This is a genomic window from Chloroflexota bacterium (assembly GCA_014360805.1).
Taxonomy (GTDB): domain Bacteria; phylum Chloroflexota; class Anaerolineae; order DTLA01; family DTLA01; genus DTLA01.
The window spans coordinates 14,304-32,167 of sequence record JACIWU010000012.1 but is presented as its reverse complement, the minus strand read 5'-3'; the positions used below and the strand labels follow the sequence as shown (position 1 = coordinate 32,167).

General features: G+C 66.5%; 19 protein-coding genes. 10 read left to right on the top strand and 9 right to left on the bottom strand.

Going from position 1 to position 17,864, the window contains the following annotated elements:
* Positions 1–172 precede the first annotated feature (172 nt).
* The 10 genes from H5T65_03525 (at position 173) to H5T65_03480 (ending at position 6,929) form a co-directional block, all read left to right on the top strand.
* Positions 173–1,381: a hypothetical protein gene (locus H5T65_03525; GenBank protein ID MBC7258295.1), complete on the top strand. Its 1,209-nt coding sequence runs from the start codon at positions 173–175 to the stop codon at positions 1,379–1,381.
* A 7-nt stretch (positions 1,382–1,388) separates the two neighbouring features.
* Positions 1,389–2,087, top strand: a complete 699-nt coding sequence (ccmA, locus tag H5T65_03520) for a heme ABC exporter ATP-binding protein CcmA (protein ID MBC7258294.1) — start codon at positions 1,389–1,391, stop codon at positions 2,085–2,087.
* A 3-nt stretch (positions 2,088–2,090) separates the two neighbouring features.
* Positions 2,091–2,765: a heme exporter protein CcmB gene (locus H5T65_03515; GenBank protein MBC7258293.1), complete on the top strand. Its 675-nt coding sequence runs from the start codon at positions 2,091–2,093 to the stop codon at positions 2,763–2,765.
* A 3-nt stretch (positions 2,766–2,768) separates the two neighbouring features.
* The gene (ccsA, locus tag H5T65_03510; GenBank protein MBC7258292.1) at positions 2,769–3,467 is read left to right on the top strand and encodes a cytochrome c biogenesis protein CcsA; all 699 of its coding nucleotides are present in this window, start codon (positions 2,769–2,771) and stop codon (positions 3,465–3,467) included.
* A 166-nt stretch (positions 3,468–3,633) separates the two neighbouring features.
* Positions 3,634–3,771, top strand: a complete 138-nt coding sequence (locus H5T65_03505) for a CcmD family protein (GenBank protein ID MBC7258291.1) — start codon at positions 3,634–3,636, stop codon at positions 3,769–3,771.
* Positions 3,771–4,487: a sulfite exporter TauE/SafE family protein gene (locus H5T65_03500; protein MBC7258290.1), complete on the top strand. Its 717-nt coding sequence runs from the start codon at positions 3,771–3,773 to the stop codon at positions 4,485–4,487. The genes H5T65_03505 and H5T65_03500 overlap by 1 nt, the downstream gene beginning before the upstream one ends.
* Positions 4,488–4,495: 8 nt before the next feature.
* On the top strand, positions 4,496–5,062 hold the full coding sequence (locus H5T65_03495; protein MBC7258289.1) for a TlpA family protein disulfide reductase: 567 nt from the start codon (positions 4,496–4,498) through the stop codon (positions 5,060–5,062).
* 12 nt (positions 5,063–5,074) lie between these two features.
* On the top strand, positions 5,075–5,668 hold the full coding sequence (locus H5T65_03490; GenBank protein ID MBC7258288.1) for a DUF2085 domain-containing protein: 594 nt from the start codon (positions 5,075–5,077) through the stop codon (positions 5,666–5,668).
* Positions 5,669–5,731: 63 nt separating this feature from the next.
* Positions 5,732–6,013 carry a 30S ribosomal protein S20 gene (locus tag H5T65_03485; GenBank protein MBC7258287.1) on the top strand — a complete coding sequence of 94 codons (282 nt, stop codon included), beginning with the start codon at positions 5,732–5,734 and terminating at the stop codon, positions 6,011–6,013.
* Between the two features lie 115 nt (positions 6,014–6,128).
* Complete coding sequence (locus tag H5T65_03480) at positions 6,129–6,929, top strand: biotin--[acetyl-CoA-carboxylase] ligase (GenBank protein ID MBC7258286.1); 801 nt, start codon at positions 6,129–6,131, stop codon at positions 6,927–6,929.
* A 10-nt stretch (positions 6,930–6,939) separates the two neighbouring features.
* On the opposite strand, the gene H5T65_03475 is transcribed toward H5T65_03480, so the two are convergent.
* From H5T65_03475 to H5T65_03435, 9 genes are all read right to left on the bottom strand, one after another.
* A complete protein-coding gene (locus tag H5T65_03475) occupies positions 6,940–7,923 on the bottom strand; it encodes a sodium:calcium antiporter (protein ID MBC7258285.1) in 984 nt (327 codons plus the stop codon).
* Positions 7,923–8,285, bottom strand: coding sequence for a hypothetical protein (locus tag H5T65_03470; GenBank protein ID MBC7258284.1), 363 nt, complete (start codon positions 8,283–8,285; stop codon positions 7,923–7,925). The genes H5T65_03475 and H5T65_03470 overlap by 1 nt, the downstream gene beginning before the upstream one ends.
* 291 nt (positions 8,286–8,576) lie before the next feature.
* On the bottom strand, positions 8,577–9,557 hold the full coding sequence (locus H5T65_03465; protein MBC7258283.1) for a glycosyltransferase: 981 nt from the start codon (positions 9,555–9,557) through the stop codon (positions 8,577–8,579).
* Position 9,558: 1 nt separating this feature from the next.
* Positions 9,559–11,949 (bottom strand): glycosyltransferase family 39 protein, encoded by a 2,391-nt coding sequence (locus tag H5T65_03460; GenBank protein ID MBC7258282.1) that lies wholly within the window; start codon positions 11,947–11,949, stop codon positions 9,559–9,561.
* Positions 11,946–13,670, bottom strand: a complete 1,725-nt coding sequence (locus H5T65_03455) for a cellulase family glycosylhydrolase (GenBank protein ID MBC7258281.1) — start codon at positions 13,668–13,670, stop codon at positions 11,946–11,948. Before H5T65_03455 ends, H5T65_03460 begins: the two co-directional genes overlap by 4 nt.
* A 151-nt stretch (positions 13,671–13,821) precedes the next feature.
* On the bottom strand, positions 13,822–15,225 hold the full coding sequence (locus H5T65_03450; GenBank protein ID MBC7258280.1) for an ATP-binding protein: 1,404 nt from the start codon (positions 15,223–15,225) through the stop codon (positions 13,822–13,824).
* The gene (locus H5T65_03445; GenBank protein MBC7258279.1) at positions 15,212–15,886 is read right to left on the bottom strand and encodes a DnaD domain protein; all 675 of its coding nucleotides are present in this window, start codon (positions 15,884–15,886) and stop codon (positions 15,212–15,214) included. The genes H5T65_03450 and H5T65_03445 overlap by 14 nt, the downstream gene beginning before the upstream one ends.
* The gene (gene dnaB / locus H5T65_03440) at positions 15,883–17,259 is read right to left on the bottom strand and encodes a replicative DNA helicase (protein MBC7258278.1); all 1,377 of its coding nucleotides are present in this window, start codon (positions 17,257–17,259) and stop codon (positions 15,883–15,885) included. Before dnaB ends, H5T65_03445 begins: the two co-directional genes overlap by 4 nt.
* A complete protein-coding gene (locus tag H5T65_03435) occupies positions 17,256–17,771 on the bottom strand; it encodes a bifunctional nuclease family protein (protein MBC7258277.1) in 516 nt (171 codons plus the stop codon). Before H5T65_03435 ends, dnaB begins: the two co-directional genes overlap by 4 nt.
* Between the last annotated feature and the right edge of the window lie 93 nt (positions 17,772–17,864).

Below are 17,864 nucleotides of genomic sequence, written 5' to 3'. Positions count from 1 at the left end.
GGCTGAGGATAGCCCGCAGGGCTTCGCCCCTTCAGCCCGACGGTTCACCGTCGGGCCGGGCCCCCGCGCCCGCAGGCAACGGGCGGGGTGAGGGGCGTGCTGCAAAGGGTACACCATGTAGGAGCGCACCCGTGTGCGTCTTGCAATCTTCATACTTTCTGGAAGGCATGACATGAAGCGAATTCTCGCCAGCCTCGCGCTGGCAACGTTGTTTCTGGTGAGCCTGGCCTCGGGCGGGGCCGCGCAGACCCCCCTGCCCCAGGGCGTGATTTCCGGCCAGGTCGTCAACGGCACGGCCGACGCTGCTCTTCCGCCCGCGCTGACGGTTACGCTGCAAGGGTTCAAGGGGACCGATCCCCTAGCCCCGCAGGCGACCGTCGCGGACGCGGAAGGCCGCTTCCGCTTCACGGGGCTGGAGACGGGGAGCGACTATACCTACGTGGTCTATACGGAGTACCTGGGCATTCAGTATGGCACCGACGCGCTGGCGTTTGAAAGCGGCCAGACGGAGATGGAGACGACGCTCTTCATCTACGAGACCACCACCGCCGACGACGCCATCTCCATCTCGCGGATTCACTTCATCATCACCGCTTCCGCCGGCGCGCTGGCGGTGGACGAGGTGCAGTCATTCTCCAACAGCGGCGACCGCACGTACATCGGCGCGGAGCCGACAGCCGGAGCGCAGCGGACCACGGTGCGTTTCGCGCCGCCGCCCCAGGCGCAGGACGTGCAGGTGGATGAGGGGGCCACGCCCGGCCGCTTTGTGCAGACCGCCGACGGGTTCGCAGATACGCTGCCGGTCGTCCCAGGACAGAGCACCCTCCAGGTCATCCTGTCGTATGTCATCCCCTACGACCCCGCGTCCACGACGCTGTCCACTACGTTCCTATACCCGACGAAGGCGGTGAACGTCTTCCTGTCGGATTCGGGCGTGGAGATGTCCAGCGAGCAGATGATGCTCATGGGCAGGATGGGGACCGGACCCCAGGCTTACGTCGGGTACGTGGGCCAGAATTTCGCCAAAGGGGACACGCTGACCCTGGAGTTCAAGGGCGCGGTTCAGGCCGGGGCGCCCTCCACGACCACACCCGCCGGAGGGCTCTCCACCACAGGGTACGCGCTGATTATCGGCGGGCTGTTGCTGATTCTGGTGGCGTTGGCGCTGGCCTATCCGGCGCTACGGCGCGGGCAGCCCCAAGCGGCCCCGGCGGGCGAGTCCGCCGCTCCGTGCGACGACGAGTGCGAAGAACTCCTGGCCGCCATCGCCGACCTGGACGACCTGTTTGAGGCCGGCGAACTGGACGAGGAGACGTATCGTCGGCGCCGCCAGGCCCTGAAGGCGCGCCTGCTGGAGATTCAAGAGAGGGCGCAGGAGTAGCGCAGGCATGATCCAAGTGCGCGGGTTGACCAAGGCCTTCGGGCCGAAAAAGGTGCTGCGGGGGATTGACCTGGACGTGCCCCCCGGCGAGTTCCTGACGTTGGTCGGCCCCAACGGCGCGGGCAAGACGACTTTCCTGCGCATCCTGGCCACCTTGAGCCGCGCCACCGGCGGCGACGCCCTCATCGGTGGCGTGTCCGTGGCCGAGCACCCCGCCCAGGTGCGGCGCAACATCGGGCTTGTGTCCCACCGCACCCTGCTCTACGACGACCTGACGGCGGTGGAGAACTTGCAGTTCTACGGGCGCATGTACGACGTGCCTCATCTGGAGGCGCGCATTGAGGAGGTCCTGCGCCAGGTGGACCTGTACTTCCGCAGGCACGATCCGGTGCGCACCTACTCGCGCGGGATGCAGCAGCGCCTGTCCATCGCCAGGGCCATCCTGCACGACCCGCCGGTGATGCTCATGGACGAGCCGTACACGGGCCTGGACGTGCAGGCCACAGCGATGCTGCGAACGGTGTTGCAGAGTCTGGCGGCCAGCGGGCGTACCGTGGTGATGACGACCCACGATCTGGAACTGGGGCTGGACGTGGCCGATCGGGTGGCCATCCTGTCGGGCGGGAAGATCGGGTTCCAGGCGGCGGCCCGAGACATCAGCATTCACGAGTTTCGGCGCGTGTACGCCGAACAGACGGCGGGGTAGAACATGGGCTTTTTGCGGAAGGTGGCGGCGGTTGCCTGGAAGGACTTGCGGGCCGAGTGGCGCACCCGCGAGGTCTTCAGCGCCATGTTCGTCTTCGCCCTGCTCATTATCATCATCTTCAACTTCGCGCTGGAACTGCGGGCCGAAAACGCGCGCGTGCTGGTTCCGGGGATTCTGTGGGTGGCCTTCACGTTTTCGGGCATGCTGGGCCTCAACCGCTCGTTCATCCAGGAGAAGGACAGGGGTTCGCTGGAGGGGCTGCTCCTTTGCCCGGTGGACCGCAGCGCGATATACTTGGGCAAGATGCTGGCCAACTCGGCGCTGATGGCGCTGGTGGCGGTGTTCATCCTGCCGGTGTCGTTCGTGCTGTTCAACCTGTCCTTCGGGGCGCTGCCGATGATCGTGGTGGTAACGGCGCTGGGCACGGTGGGGTTCGCGGGCGTGGGGACGCTGTTCTCGGCCATGGCGGTGAACACGCGGGCCAGGGAGGTCATGCTGCCGCTGCTGCTGTTTCCGGTGGCCGTGCCGCTCATCATCGCGGCGGTGAAACTCACGGCGGGCATCATGGACGGCGTGCCAGGGGCCGAACTGGCGCGATGGTGGCAATTGCTCGTGGGGTTTGACGCGATTTTCTTCACCCTGTCGTTTATGACGTTTGACTATGTGATAGAGGAGTGAACGATGGCGCTACATAAGGACGCCTGGCTGTGGGTTTTGGGCATTCTGGCCTTCGTGGGCATTCTGGTTGCGGGCTATCTGGCGCTCGTCTACGCGCCGCCGGCCGAGGGGTTCGTCGGGCAGGCGGAACCGGCCCAGCGGATTTTCTACTTTCACGTGCCCGCCGCCTGGACGGGCTTCCTGGCCTTTTTCGTAACTTTCGTGGCCAGCATCGCCTACTTGTGGAAGGGCGGCAGGAAGTGGGACATCGTCGCGGCGTGCTCGGCGGAAATCGGCCTGGTGTTCACGACGATGGTGGTCGTTACCGGCCCCATCTGGGCCAAGCCGACATGGGGCGTCTGGTGGACCTGGTCCGACCCCAAGTTGGTTACCGCCGCCATCCTTTGGCTCATCTACTTCGGCTACATCATGCTGCGGCGGATGGTGGAGGACGACGCGCGCCGTGCCAGGTTCTCGGCGGTGCTGGGCATCATCGGGTTCGTGGATGTGCCCATCGTGTTCGGCGCGGCGCGGTGGTGGGGGCAGAGCGTGGCGCACCCCATCGTGGTGAGCGGCGGCGGGTTTGACGTGGCGCCGAAGATGCTTACCGCCCTGATGTTCAGCCTGGCCGTGTTCACGATCATGTACGTGGTCATCCTAACGCTGCGGGTGCGGGCCGAGCGCCTGGCCGACGAATTGGACGCGCTCAAGGCGCAGGAGTAGCCGTTGGGGATTAGCCATTAGCCGTCAGCGATCAGCCGTCGGCCATCAGCACACGGGCGAGCGGCCAAAGGCTATAGGCTAAAGGCTGTAGGCTAAAGGTAGAGGCTATTGGTCAAAGGCTATCGGCCAACGGCCCAAACAAGAGAATCACGCGAGGGAGAGAAACATGACCTATCTGATCGCTGCCTATTTCGTGTTCTGGGTGCTGACCTTTGCGCTGGTGTTCGGCGTGTACCGCAAGCAGAAGAGCCTGCAGCGCGAAATTGAGGCGCTGCGCGAGGAGATGGAGCGCCGCAGGGGATAATGATGGAAGGACAGAACGTGAGCCTGGCCCTGGCCTTTATCGGGGGGCTGCTGTCGTTTGCGTCGCCGTGCGTGCTGCCGCTGGTGCCCGCGTACCTGGGCTACCTGGGGGGCGGCACCGTCGCGGGCGTCGTCAGCGACAGGAAGGCGGGCGTCCTCCATTCGCTGGCGTTCGTCGCGGGGTTCAGCCTGGTGTTCGTGGCGCTCGGCGCGTCGGTCGGGGTCATCAGCAGCCTGTTGAGCCGCTACCTGGTGTGGGTGCAGCGCATCGGCGGCATCGCGCTCATCGTGTTCGGCCTGCACACGCTGGGCCTGCTCAAGATTCCGTTTCTGTACTACGACACGCGCGCGCAGGTGCAGCACAGGGGAGTCGGGTACCTGTCGTCGTTCCTGATGGGAGTTTTCTTCTCGGCGGGGTGGGCGCCGTGCGTGGGCCCTATCCTGACGGCCATCCTCCTGCTGGCCAGCAACACCCAGACGGCGGGCCAGGGTGCGTTCCTGCTCTTTGTGTACGCGCTGGGGCTGGGGTTCCCGTTCGTGTTGGCGGGGCTGGCCGTCGGGAGCCTGACCGCCTGGATTCGGCGCATGGGCCGGTACATGCAGTGGGTGTCGTGGATCAGCGGCGTCTTGCTCATCCTCATCGGCGCGGCGATATTCACGGATTCGCTGCAGCTCCTATCGGCCTACGGCAGTTTCTTCAACCTTGGCATTGAGTGAGGACAACCGTGCGGAATCGCATTGTACTGGTTCTGGTACTGGCCGGCATCGTTTGCCTGATTGCGGGGCTGTGGCTGCTCAAGGGCGGGGCGTCGGGGGGAAGCGATGCGCCGGACATCGGCAAGGCGGCGCTCATCCCAGGCACGACCCAGCCGACGCTGCAAAAAGGCTCGCCCGCGCCGGACTTTGAGATTTCGTACCCCAACGGCAAGAAGACCCGCCTGAGCGACCTGAAGGGCAAGCCCGTGCTGGTGAACTTCTGGGCCACGTGGTGCCCGCCGTGCCGCGCCGAGGTGCCGGAGATCCAGAAGGCCTACGAGCGGTACAAGGCGAATGGCTTCGTCGTCGTCGCCGTGAACGTCCAAGAGTCCAGCAAGGACGTGGCCGGATTTATGGAGAAGTACGGGATGACCTTCACCGTAGCCATTGACTCCTCGGGCGCGGTGGGCAGGCTCTATCGGGTCAGCGGCATCCCCGCCAGTTTCTTCGTGGACAGGGCGGGGATCGTGCGCGAGATTTTCGTGGGGTCGTTGACCGCCGCCGACCTGGATCGGCTATACGATCTCATCAAGTAGCAGGGAGCAGCCATGCACGGCGACGCGCAACGCCCCAAGGTGTCGGGCCTGGCAAGAGATCTCGTGATCGCCGCCGATCAGGCCATCTATGTGCTGTCGCGGCACTGGTTGCTGGTGGCGAATCTTCTCGCCGCCATCTACGCGGGGCTTCCGCTCCTGTCACCGTACCTGAAGTCCAGGGGGCTAGAGTTTGCAGGGCAACTCATCTTCGCGGCGTATCGCGTGGCCTGCCACCAGCGGCCCGAGCGGTCGTTCTTCGTCTTCGGCCACCAGATGGCCTACTGCCAGCGGGACACGGCCACGTACACCACCGTGGTGCTGGCGGGTATCGCCTACGCCCTGCTGCGGCCGCGGGTGAAGGGGCTGTCGCTCAAGGCTGCCGCGCTGCTCGTCCTGCCGATGGCGGTGGACGGCGCAGGCCAGTTCTTCGGCTTGTGGGTGAGCACGTGGTGGTCGCGGGTCATCACGGGCGCGCTATTCGGGTTTGCGCTGGTGTGGCTTGTGTATCCGCTCATAGACGAGGGGCTGGCGGAGGCCCGCAAGGAGATAGAGGCGCGGTTCGCGAAGGCAGGGCTTCCGCTGCCGGGCCTCAAGCGAGAAGCCTGAATTTGGAGAAAACCCCATAGTTGATATATAGTATGGTGCTATTGTAACAAGGGAGGAGTATCTTTGGCGAACACGAAGTCTGCAATCAAGCGAATTCGCATCTCGCGCAAGCGCGCACTGCGCAACCGCGTGTATCGGTCCAGCGCCCGCACCTACGTGAAGAAGGCTCGGACAGCCATCCTGGAGGGGGACACCCCGGAACAGCAGATGGAGGCGCTGCGCCAGGCCATTCGCGCGCTGGATGTGGCTGCGGAGCGCGGCGTCCTGCACAAGAACAACGCTGCCCGTCGCAAGTCCAGGCTGATGAAACTGTACAACAAGGCCCAGCAGGAGGCGCAGGCCTAGCCGCTGCGCTGTCGGCTGCCAAAGCCGAGAACTCAGAGCCCAAGCCAGCCCCGACGCGGCAACCCCGCCGAGGGGCTGGTTCTGTTGCGGCGCGCAAGCGATGGGAGGGATGCTCGTGGAAGCCGAACTGTCCCAAGAGGTTGTGGAGAACTCGTTGGCGGACGTGCCCTTCGTATCGCGCGCGCTTTATCTTCCATCCACAACCTCCACCAACGACGTGCTCAAGCGCCTGGCGTCCGAGGGGGCGCCGGAGGGGACGCTCATCCTGGCCGACGAGCAGACCGCCGGGCGCGGGCGGCTGAACCGCCGATGGGTTGCGCCCGCCGGCAGCAGTCTGTTGTTCTCCGTCCTGTTTCGCCCCCCCGCGTCGGCGCAGGCCCATTCGCCCTTGACCTACACGATGCTCTGCTCGCTGGCCGTGCGCGACGCTGTCGCCGAGACCCTGGGGGTCTCCATCGGCATCAAGTGGCCCAACGACCTGGTGCACGCTGGGCGCAAACTGGGCGGCATCCTCACCGAAATCAGCACGGACGCCCGGGGCGGGGGCTATGTCGTCGTGGGCATCGGCCTCAACGTGAACTGGGATCCATCCGCCGCCGAGTTTGACTCCCCCGCCACGAGTATCCGCAACGCCGTCGGCCACCCCGTGGCGCGCGCAGACCTCTTGCGCGTCATCGTGGAGCGAATCGCCGAACGCTATGCGGCGCTGCGCGCGGGCCGGTCGCCGGTGCGCGAATGGGAATCCGCGCTGGATACCATCGGCCGCGCGGTGGCGGTGGAACTTCCCGGCGAGCGCATCACAGGTGTGGCCGTGGGCGTGGACGCCGACGGCGCGCTCCTGGTGCAGGCGGATGATGGCCTGCGCCGCATCATCGCGGGCGACGTGCGCGTGCGAGATTCGGCCGTCGCCCCGTAAGTCGGGCCACCTACCCGATGCCGCGCGCGTACAAGTACCACATCCCCCCAACGTATCCCATCATTAGCAGAAGCGCGTCCACCTCCACGAACAGGATGCGGCGTTCGGCTCGAGCCAGGTTGTTGATGAGGCCCAGCGCGGTCAGCAGAAGCCCCAACAGCCCCGCGATGGCGAAAGCCGAGTCCACCGTGCCCAGAAACCGACCGGGCAGGTAGAAGACGTCCGTCATGCCGAGGATGAAGACGTTGAACAGGTTGCTGCCGAACAAGTTGCCCACGGCCAGGTCATAGGCGCCCAGGCGCGCCGCCGCGATGATGGCGGTCAACTCTGGCAGCGACGTAACGATCGCCACGAGGAGGGCCCCGACGAACCCCGTGCTCAAGCCCGTGATCTCGGCGATGCCTACGCTGCTACGCACCAGGTGTGGCGTGGTGAGCACCAGCACGCCGCTGGCCGCGGCGAACCCCACGAGCGCCCACGGCAGGGTGGGCACGCCCGTAACGTCGGCCTCTGCGGCGCCGGTGGCGGCTCTGGGCGCGTCGCCTTGAAGCAGCCGCACGGCGACGACGTAGGTAACGATGATCAGAAGGCTGTCCAGCCCCACCCAGCCTATGCGCACGTCAATGTCGGCCAGGATGAAAAAGATGGACAGCGCCGCGATGAAGACGGCCAGGCTGGCCGTGAGCGCGTGCTTCGTGGCCACCCGCCGCAGGATGCGGGCCTGCCAGAAGACGGCGTCCAGCGCGGCCAGCAGAAACATGTTGAACATGTTGCTGCCGAACACATTGCCCACCGCCAGACTGGGCACGTTCTGGTCCAGCGAGTTGATCGTGGTGAGCAGTTCGGGGAGCGATGTGGCCCCCGCCATCAGCAAAGTTCCGATGAACATGCCGCCCAGCCGCGTGCGAACGGAGATGGCATCGCCGTACTCGGCGAGTTTGATGGCCGCGACCACGACGACGGCGGCGCTGACGATGAACTGTATCCAGACCATCAACGTCCCTCCGCGCTCCGTGGCTGCTTGGGCAACCCCCTCACCGTGGCCAGGGGCCAGGCCGCCAGAATCCCCGTGTCCGGCTGGCCCAGATCCCCCACGACGCTCTCCGTGGCCTCAATGCACCGCTGCACCAGGCGCTCGTCCTCCACGATGGCGAACAGGGTGTAGTGGTAGCAGTCCACGCATTCGCTGGCCCCGAGGCCGAAACTGAAACGCATGGGGATGTGGGCTTTGGCCTTGCGGCGTTGCCGCCCCGTGCTCTCCACGATGGTCGCGCCGCTGATGCCGATGGCATCCCACGCATCCAGCAGCGCATCCAGTTTGTTCGGCTCATTCAGCACGTAAAAGATCATGTACATGGCAGGCTCTCCTTATCCTGTGGGTAGCCCTTGAACTACTCGGGCGTACTGCCAGTATACCCAGCCGCGCGTTGAGGGTCAATCGGGGTCGCCCGTGAGTAGTGGATACACTTCGGTGGAAACCTGTCAGACCGATGAGCGGCAGCACGAAACGTACAGAACATAGGGCAGGCTTCCAGACCTGCCCCCTGCCTCCGACGGCTATGGAAAGCCGCCCTGCTCGCTGCCCGCGAAGACCCCAAGGGTCTCGCAGACCTTTGGGGTCTCCTTGTAAGAGATTCTCCCCCACCATCAGGGGCGGTGGGGGTGGGGCGGAATCTCCTTGCGGTGCCGCAAGCGCCACAGCGCGCCCACGGGATACCCCACCATCTTGGCCCAGTCGCCGGTAACGCGGATGACGGGCACCCACAGGATGGCCCTGGCCTTGTCGGCGGCGGAGAGTCCCGCCAGGCGCGGGAGAAGCCGCCGGTACGGCGTGCGCAGCATGGCCGCCGCCCCCAGCAGGTACAGGAGCCAGACGGCAGGATGAAGCGCCAGCCCCGCCACCGCAATCAACGGCACGGCGACGAAATAGGTCCCATAGCGGGCCGCCTGGCGCTCCCGCCACAGGTCGGCCTTGCCATCGCCGCGAGCGTAGCGATAGTACTGCCGCGCGAAGGCGCGCAGGTTCGGCCTGGGGCGAAAGTGGGCGATGGCCCTGGGCGCGAAGGCGAAGGCCCCGTAGCGCCGGCGGAGCGCAAAGTCAAAGATCAAGTCCTCGCAATAGTCCAGCCATTCGGGGTAGCCGCCCACTTCTTCCCATGCGCGCTTGAGGAACGCCACCGAGCGGCTGGATGGCAGAAATCGGTCCGGGCGGATGTCCCGCAGGTCGGGGAGCGTCGTGGCCCCGAGCGCGAGTTCAAAGACCGTCCGCGGATCCGACACGAAGAACCCTGCGCTGACAGGCGCCTCGCCGCGCTCAATGGGCGCGACAATCTCGGCGAGCCACTCGGGAACCAGCCGCGTGCCCGCGTCGGTGGAAGCGATAATCTCGCCGGTGGCGTTGCGAATGGCGTAGTTGCGCCCCTGCGAGATGTTGGCCCCCGGCTGAAACAGCAACCGCAGCGGCAGCCGCTCCAGATAGCGGCCGAGAATGTCCAGCGTGCCGTCGGTGGAGCCGCCATCCACGATGACGATCTCATCCGGCGGGCGCGTCTGAGCCGCGAGGGAATCCAGCAGCGCGCCGATGCTTTCGCGCTCGTTCAAGACCGTGGCGATCACCGACACTTTCATCTTATCGCACCACCTTGAGCGTACACAGGAACATCGCCTCGCTCCATTTGCCGTCGGGGAGCGCGCGCGCCGACAGGTACAGGTCGTAGCGCCCCGCCGGCAGGTCCGCAGGGATCAACATAAAGCGGTCGTCGCGCACCACCTCGCCCTCGGCCCAGAGCGACGTGGGATAGCGGCCCTCGGCGGGCTGGCCCGTGCTGGAAAGCGCCGCGCCTCGGTCGCCGATGGTCATCTCGTAGTCCGCGCCAGGGGCGGTGGCCGCCCGCCAGAATAGCGTGAGGTGCACCACGTCGCCTGGCCGAATGTCCACCCGCTGGCCCTCAAACCCCAACTTGTGCACGTCCACGCCGCCCAGTTCCAGCGGGCCGAAGCGGGCCGAGAGGCGCTTCTGCATCGGGATGGCCGACAGCGGCGGTTGGCGCGGCGCTCTGGACACGCGAATCGGGTCAAGAAGCAGGTGGTCGCCTGCGTCGGCCCCGTTCAGGGAGATGGGCAGGCGCGCCCCATCGCTCATCCGATACATCCCGATTTCCAGCCGGTATTCGCCGGGCGGGGCCCCGGGCGGCACGGGCACGCCATAGTTGTCGGCGATTTGGTCGCCAACCTTCCACGTCGTCGTCATGGCGGCCCCGCCCACGGGTTCGGCGTCGCGCTGGCCCACCACGTGGCCGCCCGCGTCCAGCAGATGCACGAAGACCTTGTACCGCTCGGATATGGCGTCCAGCGCCTCCCAGAACAGCGTGATCTGCACGATGCCGCCCGAGGGCACGTCCTCGCTCAGCAGGCTGTAGCCGCGCAGGCGGATGCTATCCCCCAGGCGGGCGTCCAGCGGGTGGGCAATCTGGGCCATCGGCTTCGTGGGCACGGCGTACACGACGAACCGCACGTTGCCGAACCAGTCGTCCGACGCCTTGAACGCATGACTGTCCATCCAGGACTCAACGAACCATTCCGGGTCGCTCTCGTCGGTGGCCCAGAAGATGGCGAAGACGCGCTCCCTGCCGGCAATCATCTGCTGGAGGTCGCCCTCGGTCGCGGCCCTGTCCAGCGGGCGTTGACGGGGCAGTGGATAGACCGGGCTGGCGCCCTTGTAGTACAGGGTGAACGTTTCCACCTGGCTTGGCGCGTTGATGAGCACCGCGTCGTCCGGCCCGCCGAAGGCTTCCACATAGCGGGCGATGGCGCGGTAGTCATCGCGGGCGTATGCGGGGTCAAAGTAGTAGTTTTGCAGCGCCTGGGCGCCGGTGCTCGCCAGCGCGACAACCGCCAGCAGCAGCCACGCCTGCGCCCAGACCTTGCCCAACCCCCGCGGCCGGCGCTGTGCGGGCCACAGCGCACCGCGCGCCACCAGGAGCGCAAACGCGGGCGCGCAGATCAGGAAGAACTTGGGCCTGTAGGCCGGCTTCAGCAGCGACAGCGCCCACTGCGCCAGGACGGGCACCGCCAGCCACGTGCCGACTAGCCCTGTTCGCCACCACCAGGGCAGGTCGGCTCGCCCGTTCGCCGCGCGGCGCAGCGGTAGGAGGCCCACCAGCGCGACCACGCCCAGCGCCGCCGCCAGGACAAGGAGATCGGAGCGGCTCAGGGTCAGCGAGTGCCCGCCCACCAGCAGGACGAACGCATCCTTGACGAAGAACGCCAGCGAATGAGGTTCGCTGATGGCGGGCCACTGCGTCATCTGGCGCAAGCCCGTGGGCAGCCACGGGATGTACAGGGCGAACGCCGCCGCTTGAATCGCGGCCCATCGGAGCAGGCGGCCTGTCCCGCCGCGGTGCCACAGCCAAAACGCGAGATACGCCAGGTTCCACACGCCCCACAGCATGGGGAACGAGTAGTGGGTGTACAGCCCCATGACCACCGCCAGGGCGTAGAGGACGGAGAACCCCTTCACCCCAGAGACGGCGGAGAGGTCTCCGTGCGCTCCACGGTGAGAGGCTTCAGCCCTCACGTAGCGCACGAGGGCGTAGGTGCCCAGGCAGACGACGGCAGCCAGGAGCATGTACATGCGCGTCTCCTGGGAGTAGTACACCTGGAACGGCGAAATCGCCGCCAGGAACGCAGCCAGAAGCCCCACGCCCGCGCCGAACAGGCTGTCGCCGATGAGGAAGACGAGGGCCACGGTCGCGACGCCCAACAATGCCGACAGCGACCGCAGGGCCAGTTCGCCCGTGCCCCACAGGCGCACCCAAAAGTGCAGCAGCCAGTAGTACAGCGGCGGGTGGATGTCATGCGCCGCGTCGCGCGTGATGGTGGCCAGGTCGCGCAGGGCCAGCGCCGCGCTGGTGCCCTCGTCGTTCCACAGGCTTTGCGCGCCGATGCGGTAGAAGCGCAGGAACGCCGCCAGCGCCAGCACAAGCGCCAGGAGCAGCCACACCGAACGCCGTCGCGTCATGCGCGCCTCCTGGCCTGGAAGGGCACCGCCAGCAGCCCCAGCGCGCCTGCGGCCAGCGCCAGCAGCCCCAGCGCCTTGCGCGCGGCGAACGCGCCCGGCCGATTCCGCACGATGAGCCCGTCCAGCGCCGCGCCGTCGGTCGCGTACACGGCCACATCGTGCAGGCCCGCGCGCAGGCCGTGCGCCACAGGGACAACAACTCCCGGCATGGCGGCATCCGCGCGGAGATTCAGCGTCGCGGCGGCGCGGCCGTCCACGAAGACCTCCATCGCGCCGCCCTCCGGCCCTCTCACGAGCACCAAATCCAGGTCGGTGCCCGCGAACCGAAAATGCACCTGGCCCTCCCCCTGGCTTCGGCGGTAGCCGCCCAGGACGGCGCGGGAGTCGGCCACGTCCACCCACCGGCCGACATAGGAGAGCGCCCAGTGGTCCTCCTGGTGCCAGCCAGTGTACACCGTCGGCACCTCGGCGGTGAGTTGCCGCATGGCCTCGTACACCGGCATGGGGGTGAAATCGGGCTCCACCATGCGGAAGTAGTAGAAGACCTCGCCGGTCTCGGTGTCGGTGGCGCGCTTGAAGAACCAGTAGTTCATGACGCCCATCCAGGGCCATTCGGCTTGGGCACGGCGATAGGCTTCCACGGCGTAGCGCGCCTGCTGTTCGGGCGTAACGCGGCCATAGATGGCGGGCTTGGGGAAGTCGGGCGGCACGGCGTTCCAGCCCACCTCGGTGGCCCAGATGGGCTTGTCGGCGTCGGCGTTGCGCACCATAATCTCGCGGATGAGTTGAGGGCGCGCGAAGTTGGTGCGGTCGGGTGTGGCGCGCCGGTCCGTCGGGCCGGTCCACAGGCCGTAGGCCATGACGCTCATGATGTCAAAGTAGCCCCGCACGCCGGCGTCATACATGCGCTGCAAGAAGACCAGGTCGTTCATGTTCCGCCCGCCGGGCTCCAGCGTCTGGGCCAGCCCCGCGCACAGGATGACGCAGTCGGGGTCGGCGGCCTTGGCGCGCGTGTAGGCCACCTTCAGCAGCGCCACGTAGCCTTCGGGGCTGACCGGCTGCTCGCCCCATTCGGGGTAGATGTTCGGCTCGTTCCAAATCTGATAGTAGCGGATGCGGCCCTTGTAGCGGCGCACCACGGCTTCCACGAAGTTGCCGAAATCGTTCAGGTCGTCGGGAGGGGCCAGCGTGCCGCGCGCGTCGCCGTCGGCGCGGGACCAGGCGGGCGGGTTGTCCAGCCGCGCGATGATCTCCAGCCCGTACCGTTCCGCCAGGTCCACGATGCGGTCGTACTTCTCCCACGCCGAACGGGGCGGCTCGTTGCGGCGGTCGGTGAAATCGCCGCGCCCGTGAATTTCAATGTCCTCCCACGGGAACTCCTGCCGAATCCAGTGGAAGCCCGCGTCGCGAATCATGCGAATCGCCTGCTCCACCTTGGCAGGTTCCACCTCCTGCTCCAGGAAGACGTTCACGCCGTAAGGGTTCACCCCCGCGTGGGCGATAGGGGTCATGGGCGAGGTCTGGAGAGGGGGACGGGTGAGTTGGATGAGCGCCCAGGCGACCGTGCCCTTGATCTGCTCGCGCAGGTCCTCTTCGCCGGTAACGCCGTACATGCCCGCGCGCAGCGCGTCGCGGCACAGGAATGTCCCAACGACCGCAAGTGCGATGAGCGCGCCGAGCACGATGAACCAGGCGACTCGCCGTTTGGGGCGTCTCCGCAAGGGTTCCCTCCACAGCAGCGTTTTGCAGATTATACGTTGGGGGCGGGCCCCTGCCAAACGTATGCCCCGATGCGATACGCTCTGCGCCAGCAAACCCTGGGGCCGAGTCCCGTATCTGGGGCGGCGGAGAGGGCGGTTCGTGCCGCCTCTGCTAGGGTCGGGTGCGCGAGCGCGGTCGGCCGGGGCTGTCGCTCCTGGCCTGCCCCCGGTAGGCGGGCGCCTTGATCTGCACCACCGTGCAGCGGGTCTTGTCCAGCATGCGAATGCGCAGGCGCGGGTCCAGTTTGTCCATGTCTTGGCTGGTGGTGAAGACGGTAGGCAGGCGCGCCAGATAGCGGTAGTTGCAGATTTGGTACAGTTTCTCGCGGGCCCAGGGCGTCGCGCTCTCGGTCCCCAGGTCGTCCAGCACCAGGAACTTGGCCATCTTCACCTCTTCCAGGCGGCGGTCGTAGGACACGGGACTCAACGGGCTGAACGTGGCCCGCAGGTGGTCCAGCAGGTCGGGCACGACGACGAACACCACCGGCTCGCCCTGGGCGTGGCGATAGTTGGCGATGGCCGCGGCCAGGTGGGTCTTGCCGCACCCGTACACGCCCTGAAACACCACCCAGCCGTCGGGGCTTTGCGCGTATTGCTTGGCGAAGGCGAAGGCCTCTCGCAGATTCTCCCGCTGCTCGGCCGTGAGGCCCTGCTCGTTCTGGCGCAGGTCAAATCGCTCAAAGGTCATCTCTGTGTAGAGGGCCAGCGCGTCTAGTTCGGCTATTCCGCCGGGTTCCGCGCCGCGGTAGTCGGGCACCTGCAGCACCACATGCTCCACCAGGTCCAGGTCCAGCAGGCGCGAGCGCAGGCGCAGGTCTATCTCGTCCAGTTCGCAGTTCATGGTGATGACCGTGGGCTGTCGCCGATTATAGCGGTGGTTGAGAATCTGGAAGAGTTTTTCCTGCGCCCAGGGCGTGGAACTCTGGGTGCCCAGGTCGTCCAGCACCAGGAGCGGCGTGTCCAGGATGCTCTGGAAGCGCTCGTCAAACGGCGCCTCGCTGGTGGGGCTGAAACTGGCGCGCAGGTAGTCCAGCAGGTCGGGCACCACGGCGAAGACGACCGCTTCCCCAAGCGCCAGGCGGTAGTTGGCGATGGCGGCGGCCAGATGGGTCTTGCCCGACCCGAACCCGCCGCGGAACACCAGCCAGCCCTGGGGGTTCTCGGCGAAGGCGCGCGCCCGCTCGTAGGCCATCTGCAAGTTGCGCTGCTGGGCCGGCGTGTGCTGGCGGCCGCCTGGTGTGAAGTTCTCAAAGGTCATGTGGGACAGGGCGCCCAGGTCGCTCCACTTGCGGAGGTGTTCCTGCCTGCGCTCTTCCAGTTTGCGGAGCGCGCACTGGCACGGGACCGCGTGGCCGAAATCGGGGTGATCCACGGGCAGGTCGGGCAGGAGCAGGCCCGTGCCGCCGCAGATGGGGCACACGTCCTCGTCGGAGCGCTCCGTCGGCCGAGTGTCGCCCGTGCCTCGGGGCGCGGAGTCTGGGGTCATCCCTTTGAGAATCTCGTCAATTCGCCTCATCGTCTTTGCCCTCGCTGGCCCACCGTTCCAGAATCGCCCGCACGTACCGCCAGTTGCGAACGTTGCGCTCGGCGGCGATGCGGAAGGCGTCCTCAATCCAGGCGGCGGGATACGTCTCCTCGGCCTCTATCAACTCCTGCGCGATGATGGGCTGCACCAGCCCCACGTTCTGCTCGTACAGGGCGAAGATGCTGGGGCGAGAAGGGGGCGTGCCCTCAAACGTCTCGCCGACCGAAGGCTCAAACCCCTGCTCGCCGCGCGTGAGTTGCTCCACGGCATGGCGCCCCTTGGGGCTATTGGCGAAAAACCAGGTTTCTTCCTGGCCCGCGCGGCGCCCTCGCACGCGCAGCAGCGAACCCCGCGCCACGGCCCTTTGGAGCGCGCGCTCTAACATGTCGGCCGGGTCGCCGCCCAGGATGCTGAGGCTATGGCGCAGCAGCGGGTCGCGCCTGAGTTCGTCCAGCCGCATCCCTGGGAATCGGCGCGGCCGCCGCGCCAGCGTCCAGAAGATGTGAAAGGTAACCTTCAGTTCTGCCAGGTCGTCGCAATCCGCCAGGAGTTCGGAGAAAAGCACGTTGGGCAGGGCCGTCGTGGCGATACGGCCATCGGGCAGCCCTGCGAACGGGCGTATGCGCTTCTCCTCACGCTCGGAACCGCTCATTGATTCAACTGCACGCTCTCGCGCTTCAGGTCGCGGAAGACGGCCAGATGCTCCTCAAAGTACAGGTCAACCTTCTTGCCCGCGGGTCCGTTGCGCTGCTTGCTGACCCAGATTTCCGACAGGCCGGGATAGTAGGGCTTGTCCGGAAAGGCGCGCGCCCACTCCTCTTCGGTTTTGTAGTACATGGAGTCGCGGTAGATGAACAGCACCACGTCGGCGTCCTGCTCAATGGAGCCCGACTCGCGCAGGTCCGACAGTTGCGGCCGCTTGTCCTGCCGTGCCTCCACCGCACGCGACAGTTGCGACAGGGCCAGCACGGGCACGTTGAGTTCGCGGGCCAGGCCCTTGAGGCCGCGGGAGATGTTGGAAATCTCCTGCACGCGGTTTTCGGAGCGGCGGTCGCCCTCCATCAGTTGCAGGTAGTCCACGATGATGAGGTCAAGGCCATATTGGGCATGGATTCGCCGTGCCTTGGAGCGCATGGAGAGCACCGTGAGCGACGGCGAGTCGTCTATGAAGATGTTGGTTTCTGACAGCGTGCTGGCGGCCTGGACGATGAGCGGCCACTCGTCTTCGCGCACGTCGCCGATGCGCAGGCGCTGGGCATCAATGCCGGTCTCGGCTGCCAGCAGGCGCTGTACCAACTGCTCGGCCGACATCTCCAGGCTGAAGATGGCGACGCGCGCGCGATGGCGCTTGGCGGCGTGGGTGGCGATGGTCAGCGCCAGGGCGGTCTTGCCCATGCTGGGGCGCGCCGCCAGGATGATGAGATCCGACGGCTGAAGCCCGCCCAGGAGTTTGTCCAGCATGGTGAACCCCGTGGGCACGCCGAGGGGTTCCCCCTTGTGCTCGGCCAGCATCTGGATGCGGTCGTAGTAGCGGGCGATCACCTGCGAGATGGGCGTGAGGTCGCGGGCGTGCCTGCGCTCGGCCACGGCGAACAGAATCTGCTCGGCGCGGTCAATAGCCTCTTCGGCGTCGTCCACCGGCTCGTGGGCGATGCCGGTAATCTGGGTGGCGGCGTCAATGAGGCGGCGCAGGATAGCCGTGCGCTGCACGATTTGCGCGTAGTACTCCGCGTGAGCCGAGGTGGGCACGGCGTTGACCAGGGTGCTCAAGTAAGCCGTCCCGCCCACCAACTCCAACTGATTGCGCTGCTGGAGGGCGTCGCGCAGGGTTACGAAGTCGGCGGGCTGGTGGCGCTCGTGCAGTTCCAGAGCAGCGGCGTAGATGATGGCATGGGTCTCACGGTAGAAGTCCTCGGGCCGCACGATGGGCGAGACCCGAATGATGGCCTCGGGGTCAATCAGGATGCTGCCCAGAAGCGACTGCTCGGCCTCTATGTTCTGAGGGGGAAGGCGGTCCGTGCTCATTCCTCGTCCTCATCCTTCTCGGCGTCCTCGTCGCCAGGGAGATGCAGGTCCAGGCTCTCCACGAAGTCGCGATAAGGGGCGAGTTTGTCCTCTTCATCCAGGCTGATGCCTGGGTCAGGCTCCAGGCCCGCCTGGGCCAGCACCTCTTCGGCAACGTAGATGGGCGACTGGGTGCGCACCGCGAGGGCGATGGCGTCGCTGGGGCGCGAGTCAATGTCGGTGATCTGGCCCCCGACGTCCAGGAAGATGCGGGCGTAGAACGTATCCCCTCGCAGACTGGTAATGATTACGTGGGTAACATGCGCTCCCAGGTGGGCCAACACGTTCTTGAGCAGGTCGTGGGTCATGGGCCGCGGAGCGCGCACGCCTTGCAACTCGGCGGCGATGGCCTCGGCCTCAAACGGGCCGATCCAGATGGGAAGGTAGCGTGGCGATGCAATGTCCCGCAGGACCACCACCCGATGCGCCGATACCAAACTTACCCGAATGCTGTCCACTCTCACCTCAATCATAACGCTCCGCTCCTTTCCGTGGGCCGAAACCAGGCCGCGGCAATGGAATTATACCACCGCACGGGGGACATACCAAAACGGCGCGCCGCGGGC

Excerpts from the sequence above, each read along its gene's own strand:
- H5T65_03435 (MBC7258277.1), bottom strand. The coding sequence starts at position 17,771 with ATGATTGAGGTGAGAGTGGACAGCATTCGGGTAAGTTTGGTATCGGCG.
- H5T65_03450 (MBC7258280.1), bottom strand. The coding sequence starts at position 15,225 with ATGAGGCGAATTGACGAGATTCTCAAAGGGATGACCCCAGACTCCGCG.
- ccmA (MBC7258294.1), top strand. The coding sequence starts at position 1,389 with ATGATCCAAGTGCGCGGGTTGACCAAGGCCTTCGGGCCGAAAAAGGTG.
- H5T65_03470 (MBC7258284.1), bottom strand. The coding sequence starts at position 8,285 with ATGTACATGATCTTTTACGTGCTGAATGAGCCGAACAAACTGGATGCG.
- H5T65_03460 (MBC7258282.1), bottom strand. The coding sequence starts at position 11,949 with ATGACGCGACGGCGTTCGGTGTGGCTGCTCCTGGCGCTTGTGCTGGCG.
- H5T65_03475 (MBC7258285.1), bottom strand. The coding sequence starts at position 7,923 with ATGGTCTGGATACAGTTCATCGTCAGCGCCGCCGTCGTCGTGGTCGCG.
- H5T65_03505 (MBC7258291.1), top strand. The coding sequence starts at position 3,634 with ATGACCTATCTGATCGCTGCCTATTTCGTGTTCTGGGTGCTGACCTTT.
- H5T65_03465 (MBC7258283.1), bottom strand. The coding sequence starts at position 9,557 with ATGAAAGTGTCGGTGATCGCCACGGTCTTGAACGAGCGCGAAAGCATC.
- H5T65_03525 (MBC7258295.1), top strand. The coding sequence starts at position 173 with ATGAAGCGAATTCTCGCCAGCCTCGCGCTGGCAACGTTGTTTCTGGTG.
- H5T65_03490 (MBC7258288.1), top strand. The coding sequence starts at position 5,075 with ATGCACGGCGACGCGCAACGCCCCAAGGTGTCGGGCCTGGCAAGAGAT.
- H5T65_03445 (MBC7258279.1), bottom strand. The coding sequence starts at position 15,886 with ATGAGCGGTTCCGAGCGTGAGGAGAAGCGCATACGCCCGTTCGCAGGG.
- H5T65_03500 (MBC7258290.1), top strand. The coding sequence starts at position 3,771 with ATGATGGAAGGACAGAACGTGAGCCTGGCCCTGGCCTTTATCGGGGGG.
- ccsA (MBC7258292.1), top strand. The coding sequence starts at position 2,769 with ATGGCGCTACATAAGGACGCCTGGCTGTGGGTTTTGGGCATTCTGGCC.
- dnaB (MBC7258278.1), bottom strand. The coding sequence starts at position 17,259 with ATGAGCACGGACCGCCTTCCCCCTCAGAACATAGAGGCCGAGCAGTCG.
- H5T65_03515 (MBC7258293.1), top strand. The coding sequence starts at position 2,091 with ATGGGCTTTTTGCGGAAGGTGGCGGCGGTTGCCTGGAAGGACTTGCGG.